This is a genomic window from Jongsikchunia kroppenstedtii DSM 45133, assembly GCF_000380485.1.
Taxonomy (GTDB): Bacteria; Actinomycetota; Actinomycetes; order Mycobacteriales; family Mycobacteriaceae; genus Jongsikchunia; species Jongsikchunia kroppenstedtii.
On the sequence record NZ_AQYG01000049.1, the window covers coordinates 108,427 to 133,632 of the forward strand.

The 25,206-nt window shown below is 67.0% G+C and carries 24 protein-coding genes; 12 read left to right on the forward strand and 12 right to left on the reverse strand.

Translation table 11 applies throughout. The features are described 5' to 3' along the window. Nucleotides 1-8 precede the first annotated feature (8 nt). Genes G341_RS0114690 through G341_RS0114700 form a run of 3 tightly spaced genes read left to right on the forward strand, consistent with a single transcriptional unit; the run spans nucleotide 9 to nucleotide 2,148 of the window. Nucleotides 9-644: a VOC family protein gene (locus tag G341_RS0114690; RefSeq protein WP_018179915.1), complete on the forward strand. Its 636-nt coding sequence runs from the start codon at nucleotides 9-11 to the stop codon at nucleotides 642-644. Further along, nucleotides 641-889 carry a hypothetical protein gene (locus tag G341_RS0114695; protein WP_018179916.1) on the forward strand — a complete coding sequence of 83 codons (249 nt, stop codon included), beginning with the start codon at nucleotides 641-643 and terminating at the stop codon, nucleotides 887-889. The genes G341_RS0114690 and G341_RS0114695 overlap by 4 nt, the downstream gene beginning before the upstream one ends. Beyond that, nucleotides 886-2,148, forward strand: coding sequence for an alpha/beta fold hydrolase (locus G341_RS0114700; protein ID WP_026303704.1), 1,263 nt, complete (start codon nucleotides 886-888; stop codon nucleotides 2,146-2,148). The genes G341_RS0114695 and G341_RS0114700 overlap by 4 nt, the downstream gene beginning before the upstream one ends. A gap of 261 nt (nucleotides 2,149-2,409) precedes the next feature. On the opposite strand, the gene G341_RS24460 is transcribed toward G341_RS0114700, so the two are convergent. The 3 genes from G341_RS24460 to G341_RS0114720 are packed head-to-tail and all read right to left on the reverse strand — an operon-like array spanning nucleotide 2,410 to nucleotide 6,132. Then, nucleotides 2,410-2,934 carry an alpha/beta fold hydrolase gene (locus tag G341_RS24460; protein WP_483790095.1) on the reverse strand — a complete coding sequence of 175 codons (525 nt, stop codon included), beginning with the start codon at nucleotides 2,932-2,934 and terminating at the stop codon, nucleotides 2,410-2,412. Continuing rightward, nucleotides 2,927-4,402: an FAD-dependent monooxygenase gene (locus G341_RS0114715; protein ID WP_162140720.1), complete on the reverse strand. Its 1,476-nt coding sequence runs from the start codon at nucleotides 4,400-4,402 to the stop codon at nucleotides 2,927-2,929. The genes G341_RS24460 and G341_RS0114715 overlap by 8 nt, the downstream gene beginning before the upstream one ends. A gap of 44 nt (nucleotides 4,403-4,446) precedes the next feature. Then, nucleotides 4,447-6,132, reverse strand: a complete 1,686-nt coding sequence (locus tag G341_RS0114720; protein ID WP_081622555.1) for an AMP-binding protein — start codon at nucleotides 6,130-6,132, stop codon at nucleotides 4,447-4,449. A 314-nt stretch (nucleotides 6,133-6,446) separates the two neighbouring features. On the opposite strand from G341_RS0114720, the gene G341_RS0114725 reads away from it, so the two are divergent. Continuing rightward, nucleotides 6,447-7,328: an alpha/beta hydrolase gene (locus tag G341_RS0114725; protein ID WP_018179922.1), complete on the forward strand. Its 882-nt coding sequence runs from the start codon at nucleotides 6,447-6,449 to the stop codon at nucleotides 7,326-7,328. Nucleotides 7,329-7,516: 188 nt separating this feature from the next. Continuing rightward, entirely contained in the window at nucleotides 7,517-9,304 is a 1,788-nt protein-coding gene (locus tag G341_RS0114730) for an N-acyl-D-amino-acid deacylase family protein (RefSeq protein ID WP_026303706.1), read from the forward strand. Here G341_RS0114730 and thpD read toward each other — a convergent pair. From thpD to dapB, 5 genes are all read right to left on the reverse strand, one after another. Beyond that, nucleotides 9,301-10,188 carry an ectoine hydroxylase gene (gene thpD, locus G341_RS0114735; RefSeq protein WP_018179924.1) on the reverse strand — a complete coding sequence of 296 codons (888 nt, stop codon included), beginning with the start codon at nucleotides 10,186-10,188 and terminating at the stop codon, nucleotides 9,301-9,303. The genes G341_RS0114730 and thpD overlap by 4 nt on opposite strands. Before the next feature lie 263 nt (nucleotides 10,189-10,451). Beyond that, nucleotides 10,452-10,580 carry a hypothetical protein gene (locus G341_RS24295; RefSeq protein WP_018179925.1) on the reverse strand — a complete coding sequence of 43 codons (129 nt, stop codon included), beginning with the start codon at nucleotides 10,578-10,580 and terminating at the stop codon, nucleotides 10,452-10,454. Nucleotides 10,581-11,163: 583 nt separating this feature from the next. Then, nucleotides 11,164-11,622 (reverse strand): flavodoxin family protein, encoded by a 459-nt coding sequence (locus tag G341_RS0114750; RefSeq protein ID WP_026303707.1) that lies wholly within the window; start codon nucleotides 11,620-11,622, stop codon nucleotides 11,164-11,166. Between the two features lies 1 nt (nucleotide 11,623). Next, nucleotides 11,624-12,139, reverse strand: a complete 516-nt coding sequence (locus G341_RS0114755; RefSeq protein ID WP_018179928.1) for a hypothetical protein — start codon at nucleotides 12,137-12,139, stop codon at nucleotides 11,624-11,626. 11 nt (nucleotides 12,140-12,150) lie between these two features. Beyond that, nucleotides 12,151-12,900 carry a 4-hydroxy-tetrahydrodipicolinate reductase gene (dapB, locus tag G341_RS0114760; RefSeq protein WP_018179929.1) on the reverse strand — a complete coding sequence of 250 codons (750 nt, stop codon included), beginning with the start codon at nucleotides 12,898-12,900 and terminating at the stop codon, nucleotides 12,151-12,153. A 172-nt stretch (nucleotides 12,901-13,072) separates the two neighbouring features. Between dapB and G341_RS0114770 the strand changes: the two genes are divergently transcribed. From G341_RS0114770 to G341_RS0114790, 5 genes are read left to right on the forward strand one after another with little or no spacing between them, the layout of a single operon-like run. Continuing rightward, on the forward strand, nucleotides 13,073-14,260 hold the full coding sequence (locus G341_RS0114770; protein WP_018179931.1) for a hypothetical protein: 1,188 nt from the start codon (nucleotides 13,073-13,075) through the stop codon (nucleotides 14,258-14,260). After that, a complete protein-coding gene (locus G341_RS0114775; protein WP_018179932.1) occupies nucleotides 14,257-14,826 on the forward strand; it encodes a hypothetical protein in 570 nt (189 codons plus the stop codon). Before G341_RS0114770 ends, G341_RS0114775 begins: the two co-directional genes overlap by 4 nt. Beyond that, nucleotides 14,823-15,125: a hypothetical protein gene (locus G341_RS0114780; RefSeq protein WP_018179933.1), complete on the forward strand. Its 303-nt coding sequence runs from the start codon at nucleotides 14,823-14,825 to the stop codon at nucleotides 15,123-15,125. Before G341_RS0114775 ends, G341_RS0114780 begins: the two co-directional genes overlap by 4 nt. After that, complete coding sequence (locus G341_RS0114785) at nucleotides 15,122-16,027, forward strand: hypothetical protein (RefSeq protein WP_018179934.1); 906 nt, start codon at nucleotides 15,122-15,124, stop codon at nucleotides 16,025-16,027. The genes G341_RS0114780 and G341_RS0114785 overlap by 4 nt, the downstream gene beginning before the upstream one ends. Further along, a complete protein-coding gene (locus G341_RS0114790) occupies nucleotides 16,020-16,451 on the forward strand; it encodes a hypothetical protein (protein WP_155826980.1) in 432 nt (143 codons plus the stop codon). The genes G341_RS0114785 and G341_RS0114790 overlap by 8 nt, the downstream gene beginning before the upstream one ends. Here G341_RS0114790 and G341_RS0114795 read toward each other — a convergent pair. Then, nucleotides 16,412-18,250, reverse strand: a complete 1,839-nt coding sequence (locus tag G341_RS0114795) for a putative nucleotidyltransferase substrate binding domain-containing protein (RefSeq protein ID WP_018179936.1) — start codon at nucleotides 18,248-18,250, stop codon at nucleotides 16,412-16,414. The two genes, G341_RS0114790 and G341_RS0114795, sit on opposite strands and share 40 nt — an antisense overlap. A 133-nt stretch (nucleotides 18,251-18,383) precedes the next feature. Here G341_RS0114795 and G341_RS22165 point away from each other — a divergent pair, with 133 nt between their 5' ends. Next, nucleotides 18,384-19,868 carry an amino acid permease gene (locus G341_RS22165; protein ID WP_051092836.1) on the forward strand — a complete coding sequence of 495 codons (1,485 nt, stop codon included), beginning with the start codon at nucleotides 18,384-18,386 and terminating at the stop codon, nucleotides 19,866-19,868. 5 nt (nucleotides 19,869-19,873) lie between these two features. On the opposite strand, the gene G341_RS0114805 is transcribed toward G341_RS22165, so the two are convergent. From G341_RS0114805 to rpsO, 3 genes are all read right to left on the reverse strand, one after another. Beyond that, nucleotides 19,874-21,193 carry a M16 family metallopeptidase gene (locus G341_RS0114805; protein ID WP_051092837.1) on the reverse strand — a complete coding sequence of 440 codons (1,320 nt, stop codon included), beginning with the start codon at nucleotides 21,191-21,193 and terminating at the stop codon, nucleotides 19,874-19,876. Nucleotides 21,194-21,199: 6 nt separating this feature from the next. Then, entirely contained in the window at nucleotides 21,200-23,461 is a 2,262-nt protein-coding gene (locus tag G341_RS0114810; RefSeq protein WP_018179939.1) for a polyribonucleotide nucleotidyltransferase, read from the reverse strand. A 350-nt stretch (nucleotides 23,462-23,811) separates the two neighbouring features. Further along, on the reverse strand, nucleotides 23,812-24,081 hold the full coding sequence (gene rpsO / locus G341_RS0114815; protein ID WP_018179940.1) for a 30S ribosomal protein S15: 270 nt from the start codon (nucleotides 24,079-24,081) through the stop codon (nucleotides 23,812-23,814). A 224-nt stretch (nucleotides 24,082-24,305) separates the two neighbouring features. On the opposite strand from rpsO, the gene G341_RS0114820 reads away from it, so the two are divergent. After that, nucleotides 24,306-25,199, forward strand: coding sequence for an LLM class flavin-dependent oxidoreductase (locus G341_RS0114820; RefSeq protein ID WP_081622556.1), 894 nt, complete (start codon nucleotides 24,306-24,308; stop codon nucleotides 25,197-25,199). The last annotated feature ends 7 nt before the right edge of the window (nucleotides 25,200-25,206 follow it).

The window sequence follows — 25,206 nt, forward strand, 5'->3', positions numbered from 1 at the left end:
AGAAGCTGATGACCACCAAACCCGAACATCGCGTGCAGGGCGTCGACCACACCGCCTTTCCCACCTTCGACCCCGCCGCTACCGTGAAGTTCTATCGAGACACGCTGAAATTTCCTGTCGTGCACTCGATCTGCGCCGCCGGGTGGGGGCCCGAGGATCACCCCGACTTCATCCACTTCTTCTTCGACATCGGCGGCGGCGACCGGATCGCGTTCTTCTACTACTTCGGTCTCGAACCGTTCGGCGATCCCGACGCGCCCGGCGACTCCTGGGCGAAGCTGCCCGCCGGCACTCCGCAGTACTTCGTCAACTCGCGGCACCTCGCGATCCACGTGGACGACGAAGAAGACCTCCTCGAATACCGCCGGCGGTTGGACGAGTCGCAGTGGCCGGTCGAGATGCAGGTGATGCACGAGACGATCGAGTCGATCTACACCCATGACCCGAACGGGTACATGGTCGAGATCACGCGCGCCCTGCGGCCGGTCACCCCGCAGGAAGACCTGGATGCCGAGCTCACCATCGAGGCGCTATGCGATGTCGCCCAAGGCGATTCGCCGTCGCTGGACAAGCTGCTCACCCGCAAGGCCGAGCTGATCGTCGAGAAGGCCGCCGACTGGACCCCCGCGGAGGCCGCCCGATGACCACCCGCCTCTACGTCCTGGACGTCCCCGAGAACGAGGGCGTCGTCGACGTCGCCAAGAACCTGCCCGACGTGACGGTCGACCAGGTCGGACCGTATTACCGGGTCAGCTCCGAGGGCGACATCGTGATCGACCGCCGCGCCACCGGTGCCCGGCACGCGGTCTGGTACAGCTCGGTCGCCGGCCTCGAAGGCTCGAAGATCACGCAACACGACAAGGACGCCCTGCGCGTCGTGCGGCGATGACGGGGATGACACAGGCCCAAGGACTTGGCGCCGGGCGGTATCTCTCCGTGGGCGAGATACCCGACAACACCATCACCTCCGCCCATGAGCTGACCACCTCGGACGGCGCGACCGTGCCAGGCATCCTGCGGACGGTGCCCGGCGCCACCACGGTCTGCGTGCTCATGCATCCGCGGCAGGACTTTTCGCATCACGTGCTGATGCCGGAGCTGCTCAGCCGCGGCTTCGCGGTGTGGACGCAGAACACCCGCACCGGCCTCAACGATCTGAGCCTGGTGCACGAGCAGGCCTTGCTCGACGTGGCCGCAGGCCACGTATTCCTGCGCGACAAGGGATTCGAATCGGTGATATCCGTCGGGCATTCCGGCGGCGGGGCGCTCGCGGCGTTCTACATCGAGCAGGCGGAACTGCCCGGCGATCGACGATTCTCGAAAACCCCCGGGGGCCGGCCGGTTCCGCTGCCGGACGCGAATATGCCCGCCCCGGACGGATTCATGCTGATGGCACCGCATCCCGGCCAGGGAGTGCTGCTGGGCCGGATGATCGACCCCTCGGTCGCCGATGAGACCGATCCGATGTCGGTCGTGCCCGAACTCGATCCCTACAATCCGGACAACGGATTCCGAGCCGCACCCGAGCCGTCGAGCTACAGTGACGACTTCATCGCGGAGTATCGGGCGGCGCAGCATCGCCGAATGGAACGCATCGACGCTGTCGCCCGCGAACGCGTGGCGGCCGCCGCGGCGGCCCGCAAGCGCTTCGCCGACGGCGGCGACGCACGGGATCGGCGAATCTCGTTGGCCACCGGCGTGATCACGGTTCATCGCACCGACGCCGACCTGCGCAGTGTCGACCCCACGCTCGACCCGAACGAGCGGCCGTACGGTTCATTGTTCGGCCGGCGTCCGGATCTGACGAACTACGGAATCGTCGGCTTCGGCCGGCTGACGACGCCGGAGGCCTGGCTGTCGACCTGGTCGTCGATCTCCAGCCGCGCCGGCATGGTGCGATGTGCGGCCGGTATCACCGTGCCGACCCTCATGGTCGAGCTCACCGGCGATCAGGCCTGCTTCCCCGCCGACGCCAGGGAGATGATCGACGCACTCGCCGGCGACGATGTCACCCTTACTCGTGTCCCCGGAAAGCATTTCGGTGGCGCGCTGCACGACGGCGAACCGACCGGCGCCACCTTGGCCGGCGACGAGATGGGCCGATGGCTGACCGAGCGTTTCGCCAGCGGCGCCGCCGCTTCGCACTGATGGATGATGGCCGCACACCCCGGATTCTTCGACGGGCATGCGGCCATCAAGCCGATCTCAGGCGGCGGGCAGGAACTCCTCGATGAAGGCCAGCTGCCGCAGGATGTAGTCCCGAGCCCGCCGATGCAGCTCGATCGAATGTCCGGCGCCCGCGAAGAAACTCCACCCGAACATCCGGAGAACCCGTGAAATGCGATGCGAGGGCGGCGCGCGCGGCATCGTCGGACTGCCAGATGTTGTCGTTCTCGGCCAACGTCAGGCTCACCGGTGCGGTGACGGCGGGCCCACGTCCGGCAGCTGCTGTGACCAGATCACCACGTCGATCAGCTCGGGCATCGGGAGCGGCCGCAGCAGATCGGCATCGACACCCGTCGCCGCGGCGGTCCGCAGCGCCAGCATGCCGCCGATCGAATGCCCCACGATGGCAAGGGGTCCGGGATAGCGGTCGGAGATCTGATCGACGGCCGCGATCAGGATCTCGGTCTGCCCGGCGAACGACGTATGCGACGGATCGGTGTCCACGGCGGCGCGTATCCGGGACGATCGGGGGCCACGACAGTGAAGCCCCGCTGCGCTCCGAGGGACAACAGGGAGTCGTCGCCGATGTCGTAGTAGCCGGAATCGTATGTGCCGCCTTGAAACGCGACGATGACGGCGCGGGACTCGTTGTCCGGCTACGCAATACGCCCACTCAGTGGGACGCCCGCCGCCTCCATCGACAGCGGCGAGACCTCGGATCGAACGGTCATATCGGTCCTCTCGAGTGGTTATCTGGTGATCAGTCACGCAGCTCGATGCGGTCGCAGCGGCGGGCCGCCACCGCGGACGTGCCCTGCGTGCGATCCTTGTCCGGCAGTGCGACGATGGTCATGGCGTTGCTGGTCAATCGAATTCGTTCGGCGAGATCGATGCGTGCGCCGACCGCCGAATCGTCGTCCGGCCCGTCCAGGCGCACGGCGCGCGCCGATGCCAGCGACGTCACGACGGTATCCGCCTCGCGGCCCCACACGTCGGGCTCGCGCCAATGCACGTCGGCCACCGGAGCATCCGTCGCCGGGGTCATCCGGGTCATGATCCAGTCGTCGAGTTCGCTCGGGTCCGACGGCCGCCCACCGCCGAGCGACGCGAGGGCCGCGGCCGCGGTCTCCGGCTCGTTGCGGGCGAAATCCGCCACCGACAGATTGCCGGCTCGCGTCATGAACGAGAGCGCGATCTGCTCCGCGGGCGCCTGATACCGCAATCGGTAACTCTCCCACCACCGTTGGCTGCGCGCGGCCAGCAGCTTGAAGCGGTCGACCGGCGGCCGACGCCTGGTCTCGTATTCCGCGAAGGCCGCCGCGATATCCGATGTTCCGGCCAGCGCCTGCGACAGCGCGATGGCATCTTCCATCGCCAGCTTGGTTCCCGAGCCCAGCGTGTAGTGCGCGGTGTGCGCGGCGTCTCCGAGGAACACCACGTTGTCGGCCCACCACCGGTCGAGCCCGATCGTCGAGAACCGCGCCCAGCGGCTGCGATTCGCGAGCAATCGATGCCCGGCGAGTTCGTCGGCGAAGGCCTCGGTCAGGATCGCGAGGCTCCGCTCGTCGGACTCCCCCGGCGCCGTCGCCGCATCGAATTCGCCCAGCCCGACCGCGTCCCAGGTCTCGTCATCGGTCTCCAACAGGAAGGTGCTGCGCTCGGACGTATACGGATAGGCGTGCGCCACATAGAGCCCGTCGCCGAGCGTGCGAGATGAGAAGAACGCCGAGTCGACGGCGAAGTCAGTGCCGCACCACATGTACAGGCCGCGTCCGATCGACTCGTGCACGCCCAATTGCTCGGCATATTTTGCCCGCGTCGCGCTGCGCACGCCGTCGGCGGCCACGATCACGTCGGCGGTGATGTCGTCCACCAAGACCCGTTGGCCATCCCGGATCGTGACACCCGCTTCCAGCGCCAGCTTGGTGAGCACGGCCAGCAGCTCAGCCCGCCCGATCGCCAGATTCCGCGCGCCGTGCAGCGGAACGGACGCGGTACCGGTGCGCAGCTGCAGATCATGTCCGGCATGGCTGGCCTGCCGCACGAGCTCGCTGGCGTGCGGATCGGCGGCGGCGATATTGCTCATCGTCGCCTCGGTGAGCCCAACGCCGAATCCGAAGGTGGCGACGTCGCTTCCGTTGCGCTCGTACACGACCACGTCGGTCGACGGCTGGTTGAGCTTGATGAGCCGAGCGGCGAACAGACCCGCGGGACCCCCGCCGATCACTGCGATCATGTTGTGCACCATGAGAATTCGATCCTTTCGGGAGTCTTGCTGAGTCAGGCCTGCTCGGTTCGGACGAGGCCGGCGATCTCGTCACGCAACTCCTTGCGCGCGACCTTGCCGACATTCGACAGCGGCAGCGAGTCGCGGACCTCGACCCGCTCGGGCAGCTTGTACTTCGCCAGGCCGAGCCCGCTCAGATGTCGACCCAGTGTGTCGACCGTCAACGCCTCTGTGCCCGAACGCATCACGAGGTAGGCGCACACCCGCTCGCCCAGAACGGCATCCGGCATCGCGACGATCGCGGCGTTCTCCACCTCCGGGTGCTCCAGGATCAGCTCCTCGACCTCCTCGGCATGCACCTTCTCGACGCCGCGGTTGATGACGTCCTTGATTCGGCCGTCGATCGAGTAGTAGACCTCGCCGCCGATACGATGTGCTCGCGCCAGATCGCCGGTCCGATAGAACCCGCCGTCGGTGAAACACCCCGAATTATGCTGCTGCGCACGGTAGTAGCCCCGAATCGTATATGGCCCGCGGGCCCACAACTCGCCCAGCTCGCCTTCCGGCAGGTCCTGCCCGGTACTCGGGTCGACGATACGCACCTCGTCCAATGGCGAGATGGGGCTGCCCACGGTGTGGAAGCGGACGTCCTCGCCAGCACCGTCCGGGGTGACCAGGAACATCCCCTCGGCCATGCCGAACATCTGGCGAACATCGATCATGAGGTCATCGCGTAGCTGCCGGGCGACCTCGATCGCCAGTTTCTGCCCGCCGACGATGAATTGCTCGATCCCGCCGAAATCGATGTTCTTGCTTCGGGGAGCTTCGAGGAGGCGGATCGCGACGGCCGGCGGCACGAGCGGCAGGGTGTTGGGATGTTCGGCCTCGAATAGGTCGAGGATGACGTCGATATCGGCGTTCGCGGCCAGCACTATCGTGGCGCCGGCGAACAGCGTCGGCTGCAGCGCCAGCGCGATTCCCGCGTTGTGCATGAGCGGCAGTGGATAGAGGACCGTGGTGTCCTGGGTCCAGCCCAGGGCCGCCGCCCACTGCCGAGCGTTATAGGCGTACTCCTCATGTAGCCGGGGCGCTACCTTGGGCAGACCTGTTGTGCCACCCGATAATTGAAAGACCGCGACGCCCGCCAGGTCGGGGTCGAACTCCAATTCCGTCGAATCCCGGCCGGCCGCGATGATCTCGCGATAGTCGGCGGCTCCCGCCAACGAACCGCCACGCACCACAACGACGACGTCGACGACGCCGTCCGTCAGCAGTGATTCGGCGATCGGCAGCAGTCGGCCATCACGGAAGTCAGCTTGCGTGATCAGCCCGCGTGCGCCCACATGCCTTGCCAGCAACTCGATTTCACGCGACCCATGCTGCGCGAGGGTGCACACCGGCACGAGTCCCGCGAACAACGCGCCCAGATAGGTCACCGCAGTCTCGGCCACGTTGCCCATCTGGAACATGACCCGGTCCCCCGGCCGCAGCCCGGTGGTGGCGATCACGCCGCGCGCGAACGCCCGAACCTCGGCCTCCAATTCCGCGTAGGTCCATCGCACCTCGTCGGTGACCAGCGCGACCCGATCGGCGTGCGCGGTGAACGCTGCGGCCAATTGATCCGGCAGCGACCGGCCAGCCCAGCATCCCTGCGCCCGATAGCGCTCGACTACCGCAGCGGGATAGGAGACGAGCCCCTCATCAACCGCAAGAGAGCTGTGATCCAAGTCATGTGACATATATGTGAAAGTAATGACATATCCGTCCAAAGTCAATAACAGAGTCAAACATGGTCAGCGGAAATCACGTACTCGTCGAACTATTGACAAGTGTGTCGAGCAATGCGATTGTCTCTTCGATGTGATCGGGGACACATCACTGCCACCCGTTCGTTCGCTGGTCCACACAGTTAGGAATCCCGTCATGCGGAAATCGCCGCACCTGCTCACCAGAGTGGCCGCCATCGTCGTGAGCGCGCTCGCACTGGGGCTCACCACCTACTCCACCGCCTCGGCCGCCCCCCGGCTTCGGCGGATGGCCGGCGCTGCGCCCGGTGCCCGGCGTCGCGGGGATGGTCACCCCGGCCGACGTCGCCGACGCGTCGTCTAGCGGTGCCGCGTGTCGCAGCCTGTACTTCCCGGTCACCCTGGGCGCCAACGTTTCTCGGGTCTATCGCGAGTTCGGGCAACTATGTACCAACAATCCCGGCAGCCTGGGATCGCAGCCGCTGCAGATCCTGTTGCCCGGCGGCACGGTCAGCCACAAGTACTTCGACTGGTCGTATCAGCCCAATCGCTACAACTACGTGCGGTACATGACGCAGCGGGGCTACACGACCCTCAGCGTCGATCGCCTCGGCTACGGCTACAGCGATCACCCGTCCGCCGAGACGCTCAACTTCGATGTCGCCGGCTGGAACACCCACCAACTGGTGCAGAGCCTGCGCGGCGGCGCGCTGGGCGCGAAGTTCCGCAAGATCGTGCTCAACGGCTACTCGATGGGCGGGCTCACCGCGCAGGTCGAGGCCGAGAAGTTCCGTGACGTCGACGCCATCGCCATCCACGCCGTCGGCCACCAGCTGCTCACCGTGAATTCCACGTTCCACCTCGCCCAGCTGGCGTGGCCGGCCGCCCTCGACCCCAAGTTCGCGGGTCAGCCCTGGTCGGCCGATCCGGGTTACCTCACCACCATCCCCGGCCAGCGGGCGCAGGCGTTCTACGGACCACCGACCTCGTACGACCCGGCGCAGATCCCGCTCGAGGAGAGCAGCAAGGTCTCGATGACGGCGACCGAGCTGGTGGACATCACCGCCAAGTCGTACTCGGACGCCACCAAGAACATCACCGTTCCGGTGCTGTGGTCGCCCGGCCAGTACGACCGGCTCTGGTGCGGAACCACCGACGACTGCTTCACCGACCCGGAGTCGGCACGTTAGGCGTCCTACTACCGGCCCGGCGTTTTCACCAAGTACATCGTACCGAACACCGGTCACGCCGCCCTGCTCGGCTACGGCGGCGGCGCCTACATGAACCGGATCGCGCAGTGGCTCGATCAGATCGGTATTCCCGGATAGCGGCCGCACTGTTAAACTCATGTCCAATAGCCGCTCACAGCCCCTTGGAGTTGGACATGTACGACGTGATCATCCGCGATGGCCTGTGGTTCGACGGCTCGACGGCCGAGCCCAGCACCGCCACGATCGGCATCGCGGATGGTCGTGTCGTCGCCGTCTCCCCCGACCATCTGGACGAGACCGACTGCCCCGAGGTGATCGACGCGGCCGGCAAGTGGGTGCTGCCGGGATTCATCGACATCCACACCCACTACGACGCCGAGATCCTGCTCAATCCGGGCCTCGGCGAATCGGTGCGCCACGGCGCGACCACGATCGTCCTCGGCTGCTGCTCGATGTCGACGGTGTACGCGGCGCCCGAGGACGCCGCAGACCTGTTCAGCCGCGTCGAGGCGGTGCCGCGCAAGAACGTGATCGGGGCGCTCGACGACTTCCAGGACTGGACCGATCCCGAGGGCTACGTCAAGAAGATCGATTCGCTGCCGCTGGGGCCGAATGTCACGTCGTTCCTTGGTCATTCGGACCTGCGCACCGCGGTGATGGGGCTGGGCCGGGCGACCAACAACCGCACGCTGCCGAGCCGCAAGGAACTCGACCAGATGGCCGAGATGCTCGGCCGCGCGCTCGATGCCGGGATGCTCGGCATGTCCGGCATGGACTCCCCCATCGACAAGCTAGACGGCGATCGCTATCGCTCGCGTGCTCTGCCGTCCACCTATGCCTGGTGGCACGAGCGGTGGCGGCTGATCAACGTCCTGCGGGGGCGCGGCGCCATCCTGCAGAGCGCGCCGAACGTCAACAACCCGCTGACCGGTGTGATGTTCTTCCTCGCGTCCGGCACCCGGTTCTTCCACAAGAAGCCGGTTCCGGTGAGCCTGCTCGTCGCCGCGGATTCCAAGTCGGCGCGCGCGGCCCACTTGGTGCTGCGCGGTGCGGCGGCGATCGGCAACCGAATCTTCAAGTCACAGGTCAAGTTCCAGCATCTGCCGGTGCCGTTCACGCTGTACTCCGACGGCATCGATCTGCCGGTCTTCGAGGAGTTCGGCGCCGGCACCGCCGCCCTGCATCTGCGCGACCAGCTCGAGCGGAACACACTGCTGGCGGACAAGGACTATCGGCGGAAGTTCCGACGCGAATTCATGATCAAGCGCCACATGCCCGGGCTGTGGCACAAGGATCTGTACGACGCCCGGATCGTCGACTGCCCCGACTCGTCGTTGGTGGGCAAGAGCTTCGGTCAGATCGCCGACCAGCGCGGTATCCATCCGCTCGACGCCTTCCTCGATGTGCTCGTCGAGAACGGCGAGAAGAACGTCCGCTGGACCACCACCGTCGGCAATCATCGCCCGGCCGTGCTGGACAAGATGGCCCAGGATCCCAACGTGCACTTGGGATTCTCCGATGCCGGCGCACACCTGCGGAACATGGCCTTCTACAACTTCCACCTCCGATTCCTCAAGCGCATGCGCGACGCCGAGGCGGCCGGGAAACCGGTGCTGTCGATGAGTCAGGCCGTGCACCGGCTGACCGGCGAGCTGGGCAGCTGGTTCGGGCTCGACGCGGGCTACCTGCGCGAGGGCGATCGCGCCGACTTCGTCGTCATCGACCCGGAGGGCCTGGACGACTCCGTCGATGCCTACAACGAGGCGTCGGTGCCGTTCTTCGACGGACTGTCACGGATGGTGAACCGCAACGACAAGGCTGTCGTCGCAACGGGAATCGGCGGACGCGTGGTCTTCCGGCTGGGTGAGTTCATCGACGGGTACGGCGAAACCATGCAGACCGGTCATTACCTGCGGGCAGGTGACAACCACAAGGTCGGCGCGACCGCGGGTTAGCCACGGTCGGCCAAATAGCCTGGGCGCGGCGCGGTTCCGGCGAACGGCTCGACCAGCGCGTTCGAGCGTGCATTGAACACCACGAACAGGTTGCTGCGCGGATACGGGCTGATGTTTCCGGCCGACGCATGCAGGCAATTCGAGTCGAAGTACAGTGCCGACCCGGCCGGCCCGGTCACGAGGTCGATCCCCAATTCGTCTGCGAGAGCGGCGACATCGGCCTCTTCCGGGGTCCCGAACGGCGGCCGGTACGACTCCAGCGACTGCTTGTGATAGCCGTCCGGCGTGGCACCGACGCACGGAATGAACCGTCGATGCGATCCGGGGACGATCATCAGCGGACCGTTGAACTCGAAGTTGGGGGTCAGGGCCAACGACACGCTGAGGGCGCGAGGTGCGGGCATCCCGTCCTCCGCATGCCAGGTCTCGAAGTCGCTGTGCCAGTAGAACGGTCCGCCCGCGAACCCCGGCTTGAGGTTGACCCGGCACTGGTGAATGTAGACATCGTCGCCGAGGATCTGTCGGGCCACGCCCGCCAGCTCGTCACGGTCGCAGATCTCGGCGACCAGGTCACTGAGCTGGTGAACGGCGAACACCGACCGCACATCGCCCGACGACGGCTCCCGGATCACCCGCTGATCGTCGCCGAGCCGGCAGGTCACCGCATCCACCTCGGACAACACCGACTCGATCTCGCTGGGCGCCAACACGGATCGCCTCACGTGATAACCGCGCTCGTCATAGCCCTGCAGGGCCGCCCCTTTCAGCGGTCCGTCCGCGCGTCCCCAGACCACCGGATGCGGTCGCGGCTCGATCTGACCCGGTTTCGCCAACCTGGTCGGGTAGACATCGATGTTGCTGCGCAGGTGGGTCGCGGTGGCCACTGGAGAGATCAGCCCTTTCTGAGATCGCGGACAGGCATACAAGCGGGCCGTCGGCGCTGCGACGCCCGCCACCGAGGTTGCCACGCATAGATCAGAAAGTCGACCGCCGCAGGTGTGGTCGCGATCAGCGGTGTGCGGCAAAATTCACTACGTGTCAACGCTTCTCAACGTGCTGACCTGCCGTCGACCGGCCCGCGGATTCGCCGCAGAAACGACGATGCGGCCGCCCTGCCGGGCGGCCGCATCGTCGTTTTCGAGGCTTACTACGCTGGCGCAGCCAGCGAGCCGGTGAGCAGGGCCGGGCCTACCGCTGCCAGCAATTGCATCATCTGGCCGATGGCCCCGATGTCGTTGGTGAGACTGCCGCCGTCGCGAGTTGCTGTCTTCTGCATTTATTTCTCCGTTCGATATGTGATGTCGACGCGCTTTGCCGCCCCGACAAGGACTTTCGAGTTCAGATCAGCTCAGGAAGCTCGACATGTTCCCGAACGTCTCGAAAATGAACTTGACGACATCAACGACCGTGGTGCTACCCATGAATCCTCCACGAGAGATATTGCCCAAGAACGACATTCAATTGTCGAATGGCGCCCGTCACCTACTCCCCAAGGCGACGCATAGTGACGCTAACAACATGTTCGGTGGATTTGTGACGCTCATCGCTCCGTTATGCAAACGTTACTAACTGCCCGAATTTGAATATCCGCAATTCCAACGAACCGCTCGATAGTTATGTTAACGATCCTTCGCGACAAAGCTCCGACATCGGTCGGCGGCCCCGACCAAATCCGCAAGTCGTGAGCGGACGCATTAAATGATCCTTAATCACTTATTGCGGTTGACGTCATCAAATAGCGGCCGCGACGTGGCCATTCGTTGACACGGGGTTATCTCAGCGTCCCAGGCCAGTTCCCACATATTGGAACGCTGCAACGCGAACCTCTCGATCAGATATCGAAACGCGGCCATCGCCGCTCACGCCTCCATCAGCTGCGCGGCCACGGTGGCGCCTAGCTCCCAGCAGGCCTCCAGGTCATTCTTTGCGGGCTTGTTCGAGGCGATCACGTATTCGGCCGCCTTGTTCCAGCCCAGGCCGGCCGTGATCGAATCCACAGCCCGCACCGCGCCCTCGGCCCCTTCGTTCGCGTGCAGGTACAGCCCGAACGGGCGGCCCTGCGTCGAGTCGAGGATCTGGTAGTAGGAGCTGTCGAATGCGTGCTTGAGGGCTCCCGCGATGTAGCCGAGATTCGCAGGGCTGCCGAGCACGTATCCGTCGGCGGCGAGGAAGTCACTGGCCGATACCGACAGCGCCGCCCGGCGAATCACCTCGACGCCCTCGATTTCGGGATCGGTTGCGCCCCTGACCACTTCCTCGAACATCGCCTGACAATGCGGCGAGGGTGTGTGGTGAACGATCAGGAGCGTCCTACTCATGTCAGCCGCTGGCCCCGTCGGTAGTCTCGGCCGCCTCCTGCTCGACGGCCCGCTTCATCATCTCGCGGGCCCGCGAACGGTCGCCGGCGTAGTCGTAGGCACGGGCGATCCGGTAGGTATTGTGCCAATCATTCGGCGCCGCTTCCCATTCCGCCTTCACCTGAGCGAACAGCGCGTCCGCGGCATCGCGTTCGATCCGCCCGGACGGCCGCCGCGGCAGGTCGGAGACGTCGAGCTCGTAGCCCTCGTCCTTGGCCCGCCGTGCCAGGCGCTGATGGGCGATACCGGCGCGCAGAGTCGACCAGACCATCCAGATACCGAGCAGCGGGAGGATGAAAACCCCGATCCCCAAGCCGATTCCGGCCACGGTGCCGTTGCTCATCAGCTCGACGGCCCGCTGGCCGAGCAGCACGAAATAGAAGCACAGGGCGACGACCAGCAGCCCGATCGACCACACGATCGGCCGCGGGTCCTTGGACTTCCGCTGGTTCTGCTGGGCTTCGTCGGAGCTCACCATTCGACCGCTCTCTACAGGTCCATCAATGCGTCGAGGCCGACGGTCAGCCCGGGACGCGATCCGATTTCGCGGACGCCCAGCAGCACCCCGGGCACGAACGAGGTGCGATCGATCGAATCGTGCCGGATCGTCAGCGTCTCGCCCTGCGTGCCGAGCAGCACCTCCTGGTGGGCGACGAGACCGGCGAGCCGCACCGAATGCACGCGCACATCGTCGACGACGGCGCCCCGGGCCCCCTCGAGCTCCGTGGTGGTCGCATCCGGGCTCACCGGAGTACCGGCGGCGCGGCGCGCTTCGGCGATCAACGCTGCGGTGCGGTATGCCGTGCCCGACGGAGCATCGGCCTTATGCGGGTGATGCAGCTCGATCACCTCGACCGAGTCGAAGAATCGGGCCGCCTGCTGCGCGAACCGCATCGACAGCACGGCACCGATCGCGAAATTGGGGGCCACCAGCACGCCGACGCCCGGCTTGGCCGCCAGCCAGCCGCGGACGGTCTCCAGACGCGCCTCGTCGAAACCGGTGGTGCCGATGACCGCGTGGATGCCGGCGTCGATGACCTGCTCCAGGTTGCCCATCACCACGTCGGGGTGGGTGAAGTCGACGATCACCTGGGTGCCGGTCTCGGTGAACCGCGAGATCGGATCGCCCTTGTCGACGCCGCTGGTGAACTCCATGTCGGCGGCGCCGTGCACCCCATCGACGATCGCCTTGCCGACCTTGCCCTCGCTGCCGAGGACGCCCACCTTGATCTTGGTCACCTGTTCTCCCTGTTCAACGAATGTGTTCGCCGAGCACCATCAGCCCGATCATATCGGTGCCGACGAGCACGGTTCGACGGCGAGGGAACCGGTCGCCGGTCGTGCGCGTCCTATCCACGCAGGATGTCTGCGTCGCCGCACGCAGCTAGACCGATCCCAATGAGGAGGCGATATGTCACCGGGCGGCAAGACCCCGTGGCCGGCCACCTCGGTGGACGGCATCCTCGATATCGGCCTGTCCATGGATTCGGGCGGCGCCGCCGACGCGGCCGCCAAGCTGCGGGCGGCCATGCAGGCCATCGCCAATGCTGCCGCGCTCTACGAACGCACCGTGCAGACGCTGGCGGAACATCTCGAAGGCGAGGCCACCACCGCCGCGCTGACGACTGCGGGCCGCGTCGCGCGGGCCGCAGTCGAGAACGCCTCGAATACCGGCGCCGTCGGCGGGCAGCTCGAGGAGGTGGCCGCCATCCTGCACAGCGGCCGCAGCACCGCCCAGACGGGCGTCGAGCTGATCGGCACCACCGCCGCAAGGGACATGGCGCTCGTCGACAACGCCGAGCTGGCGCGGGCGATCAAGGCCCAGCTGGACGCCGCGATGGACAGCACCTACTCCAATCCGATGGTCGGCGCGCACGATCTGGTCGACGTCACCCCGGTCAATGATCTCGACATTCCCGGCGGCCCCGGCGCGGGTGACGCGCCGGGTGGAACGGCCTTCGGCGGCGGCGGCTCGGCCACCGGTTCGGATCCCGCCGACCCAGCAGGAATGCTGAGCGGTCCCGTCGGATCGGCGCCGGATCGTACGGCCGGCGCCGCCGCATCACCGAACGCCGCCGGACAGGCGGAAGCAGGGTCGCCGGTCACAGATGCGGCTGCGGCCGGGGCCGGATCCGCGGGCAGCGGACCGTCGACCACGATGGCGCCGGCCGGCGGCGCCGGCCCTCTCGGCCCGATCGGCGGTGTCGGGACCACCCGTGGCGGATCGCCGACGGGCCGGGTCGGCGGCGCGGCGGGCGTCGGCGGAATCGGAGCAGCGCAACCGGTTCCGTCGTCGCGTCTCACCACGCCGGGCGTGACCGCTAAGCCGCCGACGCCCCCGGTGCCGGGCACCGCCTCCCCCAGCGCCCCGCGCGGCACGACTCCGCCGATGCATCCGGGCGGCGGCCGCAGTTCGGCCCGCGGCAACGAGCACCGGCGGGCGGCCGGCTACCTACGCGGCCGCCACCATTCCGAAACGGCGATCGGGCCGCTGCCTCTCGTCGCGCCGCCCGTGCTCGGCGACTGGGCCGCGCCCGACGCGGCCACCGATCCGGAAAAACGCGTCGATTCCGCTGCTGCACAACGAGATCAGTCATGATCGAATGCCCCGCGGATCGCGTGGAAATCTGGTCGCCCGATCGGTACATCCGGATGACGGTCGGGCTGCGCGGGCCGACGGCGCTCACCATCGACTCGTTGTCGCTGCGCCGCCATGGCCATCGCTGGGTGGCCGACGCGATCGTGACACTGGCCGCCCAGGCGCTCGATCGATTGCATCGCGACCACACTGAGTGGATACGGCGCGTCCACCCCGCCCCGGCACCGGCGACATCGCTGACCGCCCGCCGCGCCGCCGCGGCCGCAGCCGCAGCCGCTACGGCGGTCCGCGAACGGCTGGCCGCACATCCGGCCTTCGCCGACGACCACCACCGCACGGCGACGACCGCCGACGGACTGATCGCGGTGACATCGACCGCTCACCGACTCGTCCACATCACCATCGATCCGAACGCGACCCGACCATCCGGTCCACACCGCTACCCGGCGCCGTTGCTCGCCGAGGCCATCCTCTCGCTCGCGCGGCAGGCCACCGACGCGATCGCCGCCGAGCGCCGCGGCCTGGCCGCCGACATCCTCGCCGCAGAACTGGGCACCTCTCGATGATCGACACCGAATCTGTTGTCGCCATCGATGATTCACTGCGTTCGCGGCTGACCGCACTCGGCGAGATCGTGACCGCGCACCACGGCCTCCGCCGCGAGGCCGCCGCCGATCTCGACCTGCTGATCGCACTCTGCGCCGACTCGCCCGCCGGTGCAGCATTCCTCGCAGGCGGCGCCGACGACCTGATCGCCGGCCTTCGCGGCACCATCGATGCGCTGCTGGGTGACCTGGCCCGGACCGACACCGGTCTTTCCGGCGGGATGACGACCATCACCACGACCGACGAAGGTGTCCGATGATCGACGGCACCGCGCTCGCCGCGGTCGCCGACCGGCTCGCCGCGGCCGCCGAGCGATACGACCAGACCGGCGCGGACTATCGCGCCGGTATCGGCGCGCTGCGGGAGGTCGGCAGCGGACAGACGGTGGCCGCCGGCATCGCGGCGGCCGCCGACACTCTCGACCCCGCCGCCGGTTTCGCCCTTGTCGCCCAACATCTCCGGTCCCTCGCCGCCGCCACTCACCAGTTCGCTGACGCCGTGCGTACCGCGGAGGCCGACTTGGCGGCGGCCGACCTGGCGGCGCAGCACGAACTGGCATCGGCCCGGATCGCCGACGGTGGAGTCGACGGCGCGCACACGCTGGTCGCCGCGGCACTGGCGGCCGCCGATCACGAAGCGATACACCAGGATCTGGTCGCCGCCGGTGAGAGCGCCGCACAGCAGCATGCGGATCCGGCCGTCTCCCCAGCCGCCGCCGCGCTGCCGATCGGCGCCCTCGCGGCGGCCGGTACCGCTGCCGCGTCCGCCCATCGAACCATCTCTGCGTCAACGGATCACGCCGATACCGACTGCACAACACATCTGCAGAGCCGGCTGCTCGACTTCGCGCCGCATGTTCCGGCCCATCTCCCCGGCTGGCATGTCGCGGTCGCGCTCTGCCGGCACGCCGACGGCACCACCGAGACCATCGTCGCCACCCCGGAACCGGCGCCGTTCCTGCGCCCCGGGTTTACCCTCCTCGACGGCGAGCAACTGGTCGGCACCGGCATCGAACCGGAGCTGGCACTGCTGAACTACGCACAGGCGCATGAACTTTCGCTGATCGCGGTCGCCACCGGCGACGCGTCCGCCGAGATTCTGGACATGCTCGCCGAACGGAGCATCGATGTCATCGATCCCGCGGATCCGATCGATGTCTGATATTGACCGACTCGCACGCGGCGTGCCGCCATCAACCCTGCCTGCGGTGATGGCCCGGTTGATCGCCGAGGCGACAGTCGTCGGCGGCATCGCGTTGCCACCCGATGCGCGAGCGGCGCTCGCCGCGCTGGCCGCCGGCGAACCCGTGGCACGGACAGCCGCCGCGATGCTGCAGGTGCACTACCTGACCGTGGAAACTCAGGCGTGGCAGTCGTTTCGGTCCGGCGATACCCCCGCCTACCTCCGCGGCTTCCGTGCGGCCCGGACCGTCGCGGCCCTGTACGGCGCCGTGCGTACCGGTTCCGACGACCCCTTGCGCGACGCTCTCCGGGAGCTTCTCGGTACCGGCCTCCCGATCGGCGCGATGGACGACATCCTGCGCGACTACCGCCGCCCCTCCGCCCATTCGGACGCGTCCGTGTAGTGACTGAGGTTATCCATTCGCTTCTGCACCGCCGATATCTCCCGTACCGCCTGGGCGATCAGGCTCCGGTCCATCGGCGACAGCCGGTTCAGATCGAGGACATCCGAGGGCCGCTCCCCGGCCTCCAACTGCGCCACCTGATAGCTGATGCGGATCTTCTGCAACACGTCGAACACCTCGATGAGGTTGCGGGCGTTGGTCTCGGTGAGCAGCGGACTCCCGGCCGCCGCGAGCAAGCGGCCCCGGGTACCGACCTCGGTGGTCCGCACGCTGAGCCCGACCCAGCGCGCGATATTGACCACCGGCAGCACCGCCTGCGCCTTGATGTCGATGACATCGCCGCGACGGGCGAACACGTCCCGCATCGACCGCAGCTTCGCCCGGTACGACAACGACTCCGCCAGCAGCGATTTCATCGTTCCCGAATGTTCCCGCAGGTTGCGGAAGACCGCGGACACAGCCGGCAGCCCGGGGTCGCCCCAGATCGGCCGGGCGTCGACCAGCAGCGAGGCCATGATCATGCCCTTATTGCGCAGTGGATCGTCCAGCCAGCTGCGCGCCAGCTCGCCCCACTGGCTGTGGGTGCGGGCGAACAACGGTTTGGACGCGGTGGCGCCGTGGTCGTCGATGCTCAATCCGCTGCGCCGCAGGATGTCCTCGACTTCGGCGAACGCCGCGCGATAGAGCCCGATGCGCTCGGCGGGCACCGACTCGTCGAAGGACACCGCGCTGTCGATGTCGGAGCTGAGCACCGTCTCGCGTCGGCCGTTGCTGCCGAGCGCGAGCCAGGTGACCGCATCGCCGTCCAGCTCGGGATGCTGCGCCAGCACCAGGTCCAGCCCCCGGCGCACCAGCGCGTCGGTCACGATCGACAGGATGACCGTCACCTCGTGGGACGGCCGGCCGCGTCGCAATAGGTCGATAAGCAGATACGGCACCCGCGATCCGCGGTCCACCAGCGCGTCCACCGATTGGGCACGCGAGATCTGTTCTCTCAGAGAGACGCTCACGCCGGCTGGGGCCGCGACGAAGTCGCCCGGATAGACCACGCCGCGCACCTGACCGGCCCGGTCGACCACCGGCAGACACGACAGGCCGTGTTCCAGGATCTCCAGCAGCGCATCGGCGGCCGGCGTGCCGGCCAGCACCGTCCGCGCCGGCAGGGTCATCACCTGCCCGACCGGGGTGTCCGGCCCGAGACCGGCGGCGACCAGCCGCGACCGCAGGTCGTTGTCGGTGATCAACCCGATCCGCCCGTCCGCGTCGAGGATCACCAGGTACGGCCGATGCCGATCGGTCATGATCCGGGCGGCCTCGCGGACCGACATCGACGGGTGGCCGATGGCCGGCACCGTGCGGATCAGTTCGTCGACCGTTCCCACCACAGCGGGCACCCCGTCCCCCGGCGCCTGGACCGTGAGCTTACGAGCCAGAAACTCGGCCCCGGCCAGGCTGGCGAACAGCGGCTGGACCACGTCGGCCGGTACCCGGCACGCGCGAACCGGTTCCGCCGCGACCGCCCGCGGGCCGACCGACGACCCCGTGAGGAGCGCCGAGAAGCCGAAGACGCCGCCGGCGTCCAGCACCTCGTCGGGCCCGCCGGCCGAGCCCGTCGCCGTGTTCCACAGTTCGACACGGCCGCTCATCACCACCCACAGCGCCTGCGCGGGCCGGAGGAAGGCGTTCATGATCTCGGCGCCCGCCGGGAAGTCGTGCACCTGCGACGCCCGCGCCAGCTGGTCGAGTTCGGCATCGCCGACGGCGTCGAACGGCGGATGTTCCGCCAAGAATTCCGCCACCGGCCTCACCGGCACATCGTCTCACGAAACGGCTGACATTCGAGCGCCCCGCGTTTACGTTACTGAAATGCGCGTGGCCTACTGTCTCCACAACAGCCAGCCACAGTGACGCAACTACCACAAGGGAAAGCAGTTGACTGACGCATCGACTTCAACAGCCCAATTCGACGCCGAACAGGTCGGCTACAAGCAATCGCTCGGTGGCCGCCAAGTACAGATGATCGCCATCGGTGGCGCCATCGGTACCGGCCTATTTCTTGGGTCCGCCAGCCGACTACACAGCAACGGTCCGGCTCTGCTGATCAGCTACGCCGTCGCCGGGGTTGTCGCCTACTTTCTCATGCGAGCTCTGGGCGAGCTGGTGCTTTATCGCACGTCATCGGGCGCTTTCGTGTCTTGGATGCGGGAGTTCTTCGGTGAGAAAGGCGCATACATCACCGGCTGGATGTACTGGCTCAACTGGGCGCTCACCGGAATCGCGGAGTTGTCTGCGGTGGGCGTGTACATGCAGAAATGGCTGCCCAGCGAACCAAAATGGTTGACCGCGCTCATCGCACTCGTCATTGTTCTCGCCGTTAACATGTTGAGCGCCAGGATGTTCGGCGAGTTCGAGTTCTGGGCGAGCGTACTCAAAGTCGGTGCGATCGTGTTGTTCCTGGTCGTCGGCATCGTCGTCGTCGTGGGCGGCATCCACATAGGCACCCATCAGGCAGGCTTCAACAACCTGTGGGACAACACCGGCGGATTCTGGCCGACCTCCGACGGCCACAATTGGTACGGGCCGATCCTGGTGATGTCCGGCGTTGTCTTCGCGTACTCCGCCATCGAGCTGGTGGGAGTTGCCGCCGGCGAGATGAAGGACCCGGAGAAAGAGGTCCCGAAAGCCGTCAATGCCGTGATCTTCCGCATTGGCGTCTTCTACTGTGGCTCAATTCTGTTGCTCGTGTGCATGTTGCCGACAAGCACCTACAGTGCGGACGGCTCGGAGAGCCCGTTCGTCACCGTGTTCAGCAAACTCGGCATGGGATGGATGGCCGACGTCATCAACCTGGTGTTGATCGTTGCCGCGATGTCCAGCCTCAATTCGGGTCTCTACTCGACCGGCCGCATCCTTCGCAGCCTTGGAATGTCCTTCCAGGCACCACAATTCACCACCAAGATGAGCGGCGGCGGAGTCCCCTGGGCCGGTATCGCGCTGACGTCGGTGATCTACGTACTCGGGATCATCCTCAACGCGGTGGCTCCTGGCAAGGCGTTTGATCTTGCCCTCGAAGCCGCGTCGATCGGCATCGTCTTTACGTGGTCGACGATCTTCCTCTGTCAGTTGCGTCTACGACAGTTGGTGAATCGCGGCGTCATACCGCCCGGCAAGTTTCAAGCGCCCGGATATCCGTGGACGAGTTTGTTCGGCCTCGCCTTCCTCGGGTTCGTGGTCATCGGCATGGCCATCGATGGCTGGGTGTCGAACCCGAAATACGGTGACAAACTGGACTTCTGGGTAGTCGTCGGCGGCATCCCATTCATCGCCGTCGTGATGATCGCAGGCTGGTTCGTCGTCCGCGGAAAGGTCACCGACAACACGAGCGGACAGCTGGACTCGATCTGGGCCGGCAAGTAGGCCGATCAGCGCACCGCGCCGAGCGCCGCCAGTTGCTTCGGCAGTTGACGGCGATTTCGGTACGGCCCGACCACCGCTCCGCCGAACGGTCCGGTGAGCAGCCGCGCGGCCAACGCGTTGACGTCGCTGCGCCGCACCCGATCGAGCTGACGCAACGACTGCGCCACCGTCCGATGGCGCCCGTAGTTCAGCTCGCTCTGCCCGATGCGATGCATCCGCGACGACGAATCCTCCAGACCCAGAACCACATTGCCGCGCAGGGCGCCCTTGGCCCGATCGAATTCGGCTGCCGTCAGACCGTTCTCGGCGACGTCGGTCAGGATCGTGGTGGCCAGATCGACGACCTCGGCCAGACGTTCCGGCGAACAGCCGGCGTACACCGACAGCGCACCCGTCTCGGCGAACGCATCGACCGACGAATACACCGAATAGGCGAGCCCGCGGGTCTCCCGGATCTCCTGGAACAACCGGGAGCTGAGGCCGCCGCCGAGGGCGGTGTTGAGCACCGACACGGCCCACCGGTCGGGCTCGGCCCGCCCAGCGGTACGCACGCCGAGCGTCAGATGCGCCTGCTCGGTCTCCTGTCGGAGCAACGAAAAACCGGGCTTCCCAGGAACTTTCGCAGTGCCCGGTCGGGCGGCGACGGGTGCGGTACCCGGTTGCAGGTGGCCGGCAAAGGCGGCCCGGGCGGCCGCCACGATCGCGCGGTGGTCGACGTTTCCGGCGACCGCGAGCACCATCCGGTCGGGCGTATAGCGCCGCACATGGAAGGAATGCAGCTGACGCCGCGCCATCGCGGCGATCGACTCGGTGCTGCCGATGACCGGGCGACCCAGCGAGTGGGCGCCGTACATCGACGCCAAGAACGCCTCCCCCAGCAGATCTTCGGGATCGTCGTCGCGCATGGCGATCTCTTCGAGCACGACGTCGCGCTCGATCTCCATGTCACCGCTCAGGCAGCGGCCGCGCAGTACCACGTCGGCGACCAGATCGATCGCCTCGTCGACATTCTCGTCGAGCACATGCGCGTAGTAGCAGGTGTGCTCCTTGCCCGTGAAGGCATTGAGCTCGCCGCCGATCGCATCGATCTGCTGCGCGATCGAGGTGGCCGTCCGCGTCGGCGTCGACTTGAACAGCAGATGCTCCAGGAAGTGTGCGGCCCCGGCGAGCGACGGCACCTCGTCGCGCGAACCGACCTGTACCCATAGCCCCACCGACGCCGACTGCACGCCGGGCACGAACTGAGTGACAACCCGAAGCCCGCCGGGCAGCACGCTCTTGCGTACTGAGCCGACGGGCTCGGGTGCCTTTGTTGACTTACTCAGTGCGACTTACGCTTCGGCGTCTGCGGCCGGCTGGTCGGCGGCCGGGGCGTCGGCGCTGTCGTCCACCGGGACGAGGCTGATCTTGCCGCGATCGTCGATGTCGCCGATCTCGACGCGGATCTTGTCGCCCACGTTCACCACGTCCTCGACCTTGGCGACCCGCTTGCCCTTGCCCAGCTTCGAGATGTGGACGAGGCCGTCGCGACCCGGCAGGAGCGACACGAAAGCACCAAAAGCCGTTGTCTTGACGACGGTTCCGAGGAACCGCTCGCCCACCTTCGGCAGCTGCGGGTTGGCGATGGCGTTGACCTTGTCGATCGCGGCCTGCGCCGAGTCGCCGTCCGCGGCACCGATGAAGACGGTGCCGTCGTCCTCGATCGAGATGTTGGCGCCGGTCTCCTCGGTGATCGAGTTGATGGTCTTGCCCTTGGGGCCGATCAGCTCGCCGATCTTGTCCATCGGGATCTTGATGGTGGTGATCCGCGGCGCGTACTTGCTCATCTCGTCCGGCTCGTCGATGGCCTCGGCCATCACCTCGAGAATGGTCAGACGCGCGTCCTTGGCCTGCGACAGCGCACCTGCAAGCACCTTCGACGGAATGCCATCGAGCTTGGTGTCCAGCTGCAGGGCGGTCACGAAGTCCTTGGTGCCGGCGACCTTGAAGTCCATGTCGCCGAAGGCATCCTCGGCACCCAGGATGTCGGTCAGCGCGACGTAGCGGGTCTCGCCGCCGACCTCGTCGGACACCAGGCCCATGGCTATACCGGCGACCGGGGCCTTGATCGGCACACCGGCGTTCAGCAGCGACATGGTCGAGGCGCACACCGAGCCCATCGAGGTCGAGCCGTTGGAGCTCAGCGCCTCGGAAACCTGCCGGATCGCGTACGGGAACTCCTCGACGCTCGGCAGCACCGGCACCAGGGCGCGCTCGGCGAGCGCGCCGTGGCCGATCTCGCGGCGCTTCGGCGAACCGACGCGCCCGGTCTCACCGGTCGAGTACGGCGGGAAGTTGTAGTGGTGCATGTAGCGCTTGCTGGTCTCGGGGCCGAGCGAGTCGATCTGCTGGGCCATCTTGACCATGTCCAGCGTGGTGACACCCATGATCTGGGTCTCGCCGCGCTCGAACAGCGCGCTGCCGTGCGCCCGCGGGATCACGGCGACCTCGGCCGACAGCGACCGGATGTCGGTGATGCCACGGCCGTCGATGCGGAAGTGGTCGGTCAGGATCCGCTGGCGCACCAGCTTCTTGGTGACCGAGCGGTATGCCGCGCCCAGCTCACCCTCGCGGCCCTCGAACTGCTCGCCGAGCTGGTCGAGGATCTCGGCCTTGAGCTCGTCGGTCTTGCTGTCGCGCTCCTGCTTGCCGGGGATCGACAGGATCTCCGCCAACTTCGCCGACGCGGCGGCCTCGACCGCGGCGTAGGCATCGTCCTGGTAGGCCGGGAAGAGCTTGAACTCGCCGGTCTCCTTGGCGGCCGCGGCGGCCAGCTGCTGCTGCGCCTCGCACAGGGACTTGATGAACGGCTTCGCCGCCTCCAGGCCCTCGGCCACGATGGCCTCGGTCGGCGCCTGGGCGCCGCCGTCGACCAGTTCGATGACATTGTCGGTGGCCTCGGCCTCGACCATCATGATGGCGACATCACCGGACTCGACGACGCGACCGGCGACGACCATGTCGAAGACGGCGCCTTCGAGCTGCTCGACGGTCGGGAAGGCGACCCACTGGCCGGCCTTGTTCGCCTCGGTCGGGATCAGCGCCACGCGCACGCCGCCGACCGGTCCGGAGAACGGCAAGCCGGCGAGCTGGGTGGACGCCGATGCCGCGTTGATCGCGACAACGTCGTACAGGTCCTGCGGGTTCAGGCTCAGCACCGTCACCACGACCTGGATCTCGTTGCGCAGGCCGTCGACGAACGACGGACGCAGCGGCCGGTCGATCAGGCGACAGGTGAGGATCGCGTCGGTGGACGGGCGGCCCTCGCGGCGGAAGAAGGATCCGGGGATCCGGCCCGCGGCGTACATCCGCTCCTCGACGTCAACGGTCAGGGGGAAGAAGTCGAAGTGCTCCTTCGGGTGCTTGCTGGCGCTGGTCGCCGACAGCAGCATGGTCTCGTCGTCCAGGTAGGCGACGACCGAACCGGCGGCCTGCTGAGCCAATCGGCCGGTCTCGAAGCGGATCGTCCGCTGTCCGAAGCTGCCGTTGTCGATGACGGCGGTCGCCTCGGTCACCTCGTCGTCGTAGTCGACGGCGTCGATGGTGTCAGTCATGAAATTGATGTCCTCTCGTCTTCACATCTCGTCTCCACGCATGCATGTCTGCACACATGCGTGCAGCTCACGGCTCCCCTGAGCGCGTGAGCTGGAGCTCGTACCGAAGATGTGACGCGAGTGGTCTGGAAGACGGCCATCGATCGAAGCCACCGGAAGCTCTGTGTTCCGGTAGCCACTACCGAGGACCGCTCAGACTTCGTGATGCGTCAACATCGGTAAGAGACTCCCGCCGAGGGTATCACCGCAGCCCTCAGACTCCGGCATCACAACCGAACGGGGAATTCGCCGAAATCAAACGACCCGCGTCACCGAGATGGTGACGCGGGTCGATGAAAGTTCAGCGGCGACTAGCGGCGCAGGCCGAGGCGCTCGATCAGCGAGCGGTAGCGCTCGATGTCGACGCTCGCGACGTACTTCAGCAGCCGGCGGCGACGGCCGACCAGCAGCAGCAGTCCGCGCCGGCTGTGGTGGTCGTGCTTGTGCTGCTTGAGGTGCTCGGTGAGGTCGCTGATCCGCTTGGTCAGCATCGCGACCTGGGCCTCCGGCGAACCGGTGTCGGTCTCGTGCAGGCCGTACTCGGCCAGGATGGTCTTCTTCTGCTCGGCGGTCAGCGCCATGCGTCACTCCTGTGATCGGGTCTGCGTCAAAAATCCCCAGTCGGGAGGCGCCGCCGCCGCAGCCTGCAGCTGACACCGAGGGTCCAGAGTACCGGCGACCGGCTCGCCGCCAAAATCGGCGGAGCCGCCGAATAACTGTTGCTCTCCAGCGTGCACTGACAATTATCTCCGCCCGAGGCCGATTTTCTGGCAGTTATCCGGCTGCCGCGAAGTTAAGGTTCGGCATGCAGATAGGGATGACCATGCCGGTCATGGAACCGGATCTTGATCGCGCACTGCTGAAGTCCTGGGCGCGGACGATCGACGAGGGCCCGTTCTCGTCCCTGTGCTGGGGTGAGCGCATCGCGTTCGACAACCCCGACAGCGTCACCCTGCTGGGTGCACTCGCCGCCTGGACCGATCGGGTCCGGCTGGTGACCACCGTGATCGTGCCCCAGCTGCACGATCCCGTGATGTGCGCGAAGGCGCTGGCGACCGGTGACGTGCTCAGCGGCGGCCGGCTCACCGTGGGCATCGGGGTCGGCGGCCGGCACGAGGACTATCACGCCGTCGGCGCCGATCCGGCGACGCAGACCATGCGCGGGATGGCCGAGCGCGTCGAGATCATGCGCCGGGTGTGGGCGGGCGAGAAGATCACCGAATCCGTGCTGCCGGTCGGCCCGCCACCGGTCCAGTCGGGCGGGCCGTCGTTGCTGGTCGGCACGACCGGCCCGAAGACGCTCCGCAGCGCGGCGTCGTGGGCCGACGGACTGGCGGGCATCACGATGGATCTCGATACCGGCAAGCAGGACGAGCTGTTCGACGTCGCCCGCACCGCCTGGGCGCGGGCCGGAAAGCCGGCACCCCATCTGGCGACCTCGTTCTGGTTCGCCCTCGGACCCGCCGACGCGGCCCGCGATCAGGTGCGCACCCATCTGCTGCGCTATATGAACTGGATCCCGCCCAAATACGTCGATGCCATCGCCCCGACGACCGGCTGGTCCGGATCGCAGGACGAGCTGGCGGCCACGCTGCGCCGATTCCAGGACATCGGTACCGACGAGATCCACCTGATCCCAACCAGTTCCGATCTGGACCAGGTACGGCAGGCTGCCGAGGTGATCGCCGACTTCGCGTGAACCCGCC

Excerpts from the sequence above, each read along its gene's own strand:
- G341_RS0114690 (WP_018179915.1), top strand. The coding sequence starts at position 9 with ATGACCACCAAACCCGAACATCGCGTGCAGGGCGTCGACCACACCGCC.
- G341_RS0114695 (WP_018179916.1), top strand. The coding sequence starts at position 641 with ATGACCACCCGCCTCTACGTCCTGGACGTCCCCGAGAACGAGGGCGTC.
- G341_RS0114700 (WP_026303704.1), top strand. The coding sequence starts at position 886 with ATGACGGGGATGACACAGGCCCAAGGACTTGGCGCCGGGCGGTATCTC.
- G341_RS0114715 (WP_162140720.1), bottom strand. The coding sequence starts at position 4,402 with ATGATCGCAGTGATCGGCGGGGGTCCCGCGGGTCTGTTCGCCGCTCGG.
- G341_RS0114720 (WP_081622555.1), bottom strand. The coding sequence starts at position 6,132 with ATGTCACATGACTTGGATCACAGCTCTCTTGCGGTTGATGAGGGGCTC.
- G341_RS24295 (WP_018179925.1), bottom strand. The coding sequence starts at position 10,580 with ATGCAGAAGACAGCAACTCGCGACGGCGGCAGTCTCACCAACGACATC.
- G341_RS0114750 (WP_026303707.1), bottom strand. The coding sequence starts at position 11,622 with ATGAGTAGGACGCTCCTGATCGTTCACCACACACCCTCGCCGCATTGT.
- G341_RS0114755 (WP_018179928.1), bottom strand. The coding sequence starts at position 12,139 with ATGGTGAGCTCCGACGAAGCCCAGCAGAACCAGCGGAAGTCCAAGGAC.
- G341_RS0114770 (WP_018179931.1), top strand. The coding sequence starts at position 13,073 with ATGTCACCGGGCGGCAAGACCCCGTGGCCGGCCACCTCGGTGGACGGC.
- G341_RS0114775 (WP_018179932.1), top strand. The coding sequence starts at position 14,257 with ATGATCGAATGCCCCGCGGATCGCGTGGAAATCTGGTCGCCCGATCGG.
- G341_RS0114780 (WP_018179933.1), top strand. The coding sequence starts at position 14,823 with ATGATCGACACCGAATCTGTTGTCGCCATCGATGATTCACTGCGTTCG.
- G341_RS0114785 (WP_018179934.1), top strand. The coding sequence starts at position 15,122 with ATGATCGACGGCACCGCGCTCGCCGCGGTCGCCGACCGGCTCGCCGCG.
- G341_RS0114790 (WP_155826980.1), top strand. The coding sequence starts at position 16,020 with ATGTCTGATATTGACCGACTCGCACGCGGCGTGCCGCCATCAACCCTG.
- G341_RS0114810 (WP_018179939.1), bottom strand. The coding sequence starts at position 23,461 with ATGACTGACACCATCGACGCCGTCGACTACGACGACGAGGTGACCGAG.
- rpsO (WP_018179940.1), bottom strand. The coding sequence starts at position 24,081 with ATGGCGCTGACCGCCGAGCAGAAGAAGACCATCCTGGCCGAGTACGGC.
- G341_RS0114820 (WP_081622556.1), top strand. The coding sequence starts at position 24,306 with ATGCAGATAGGGATGACCATGCCGGTCATGGAACCGGATCTTGATCGC.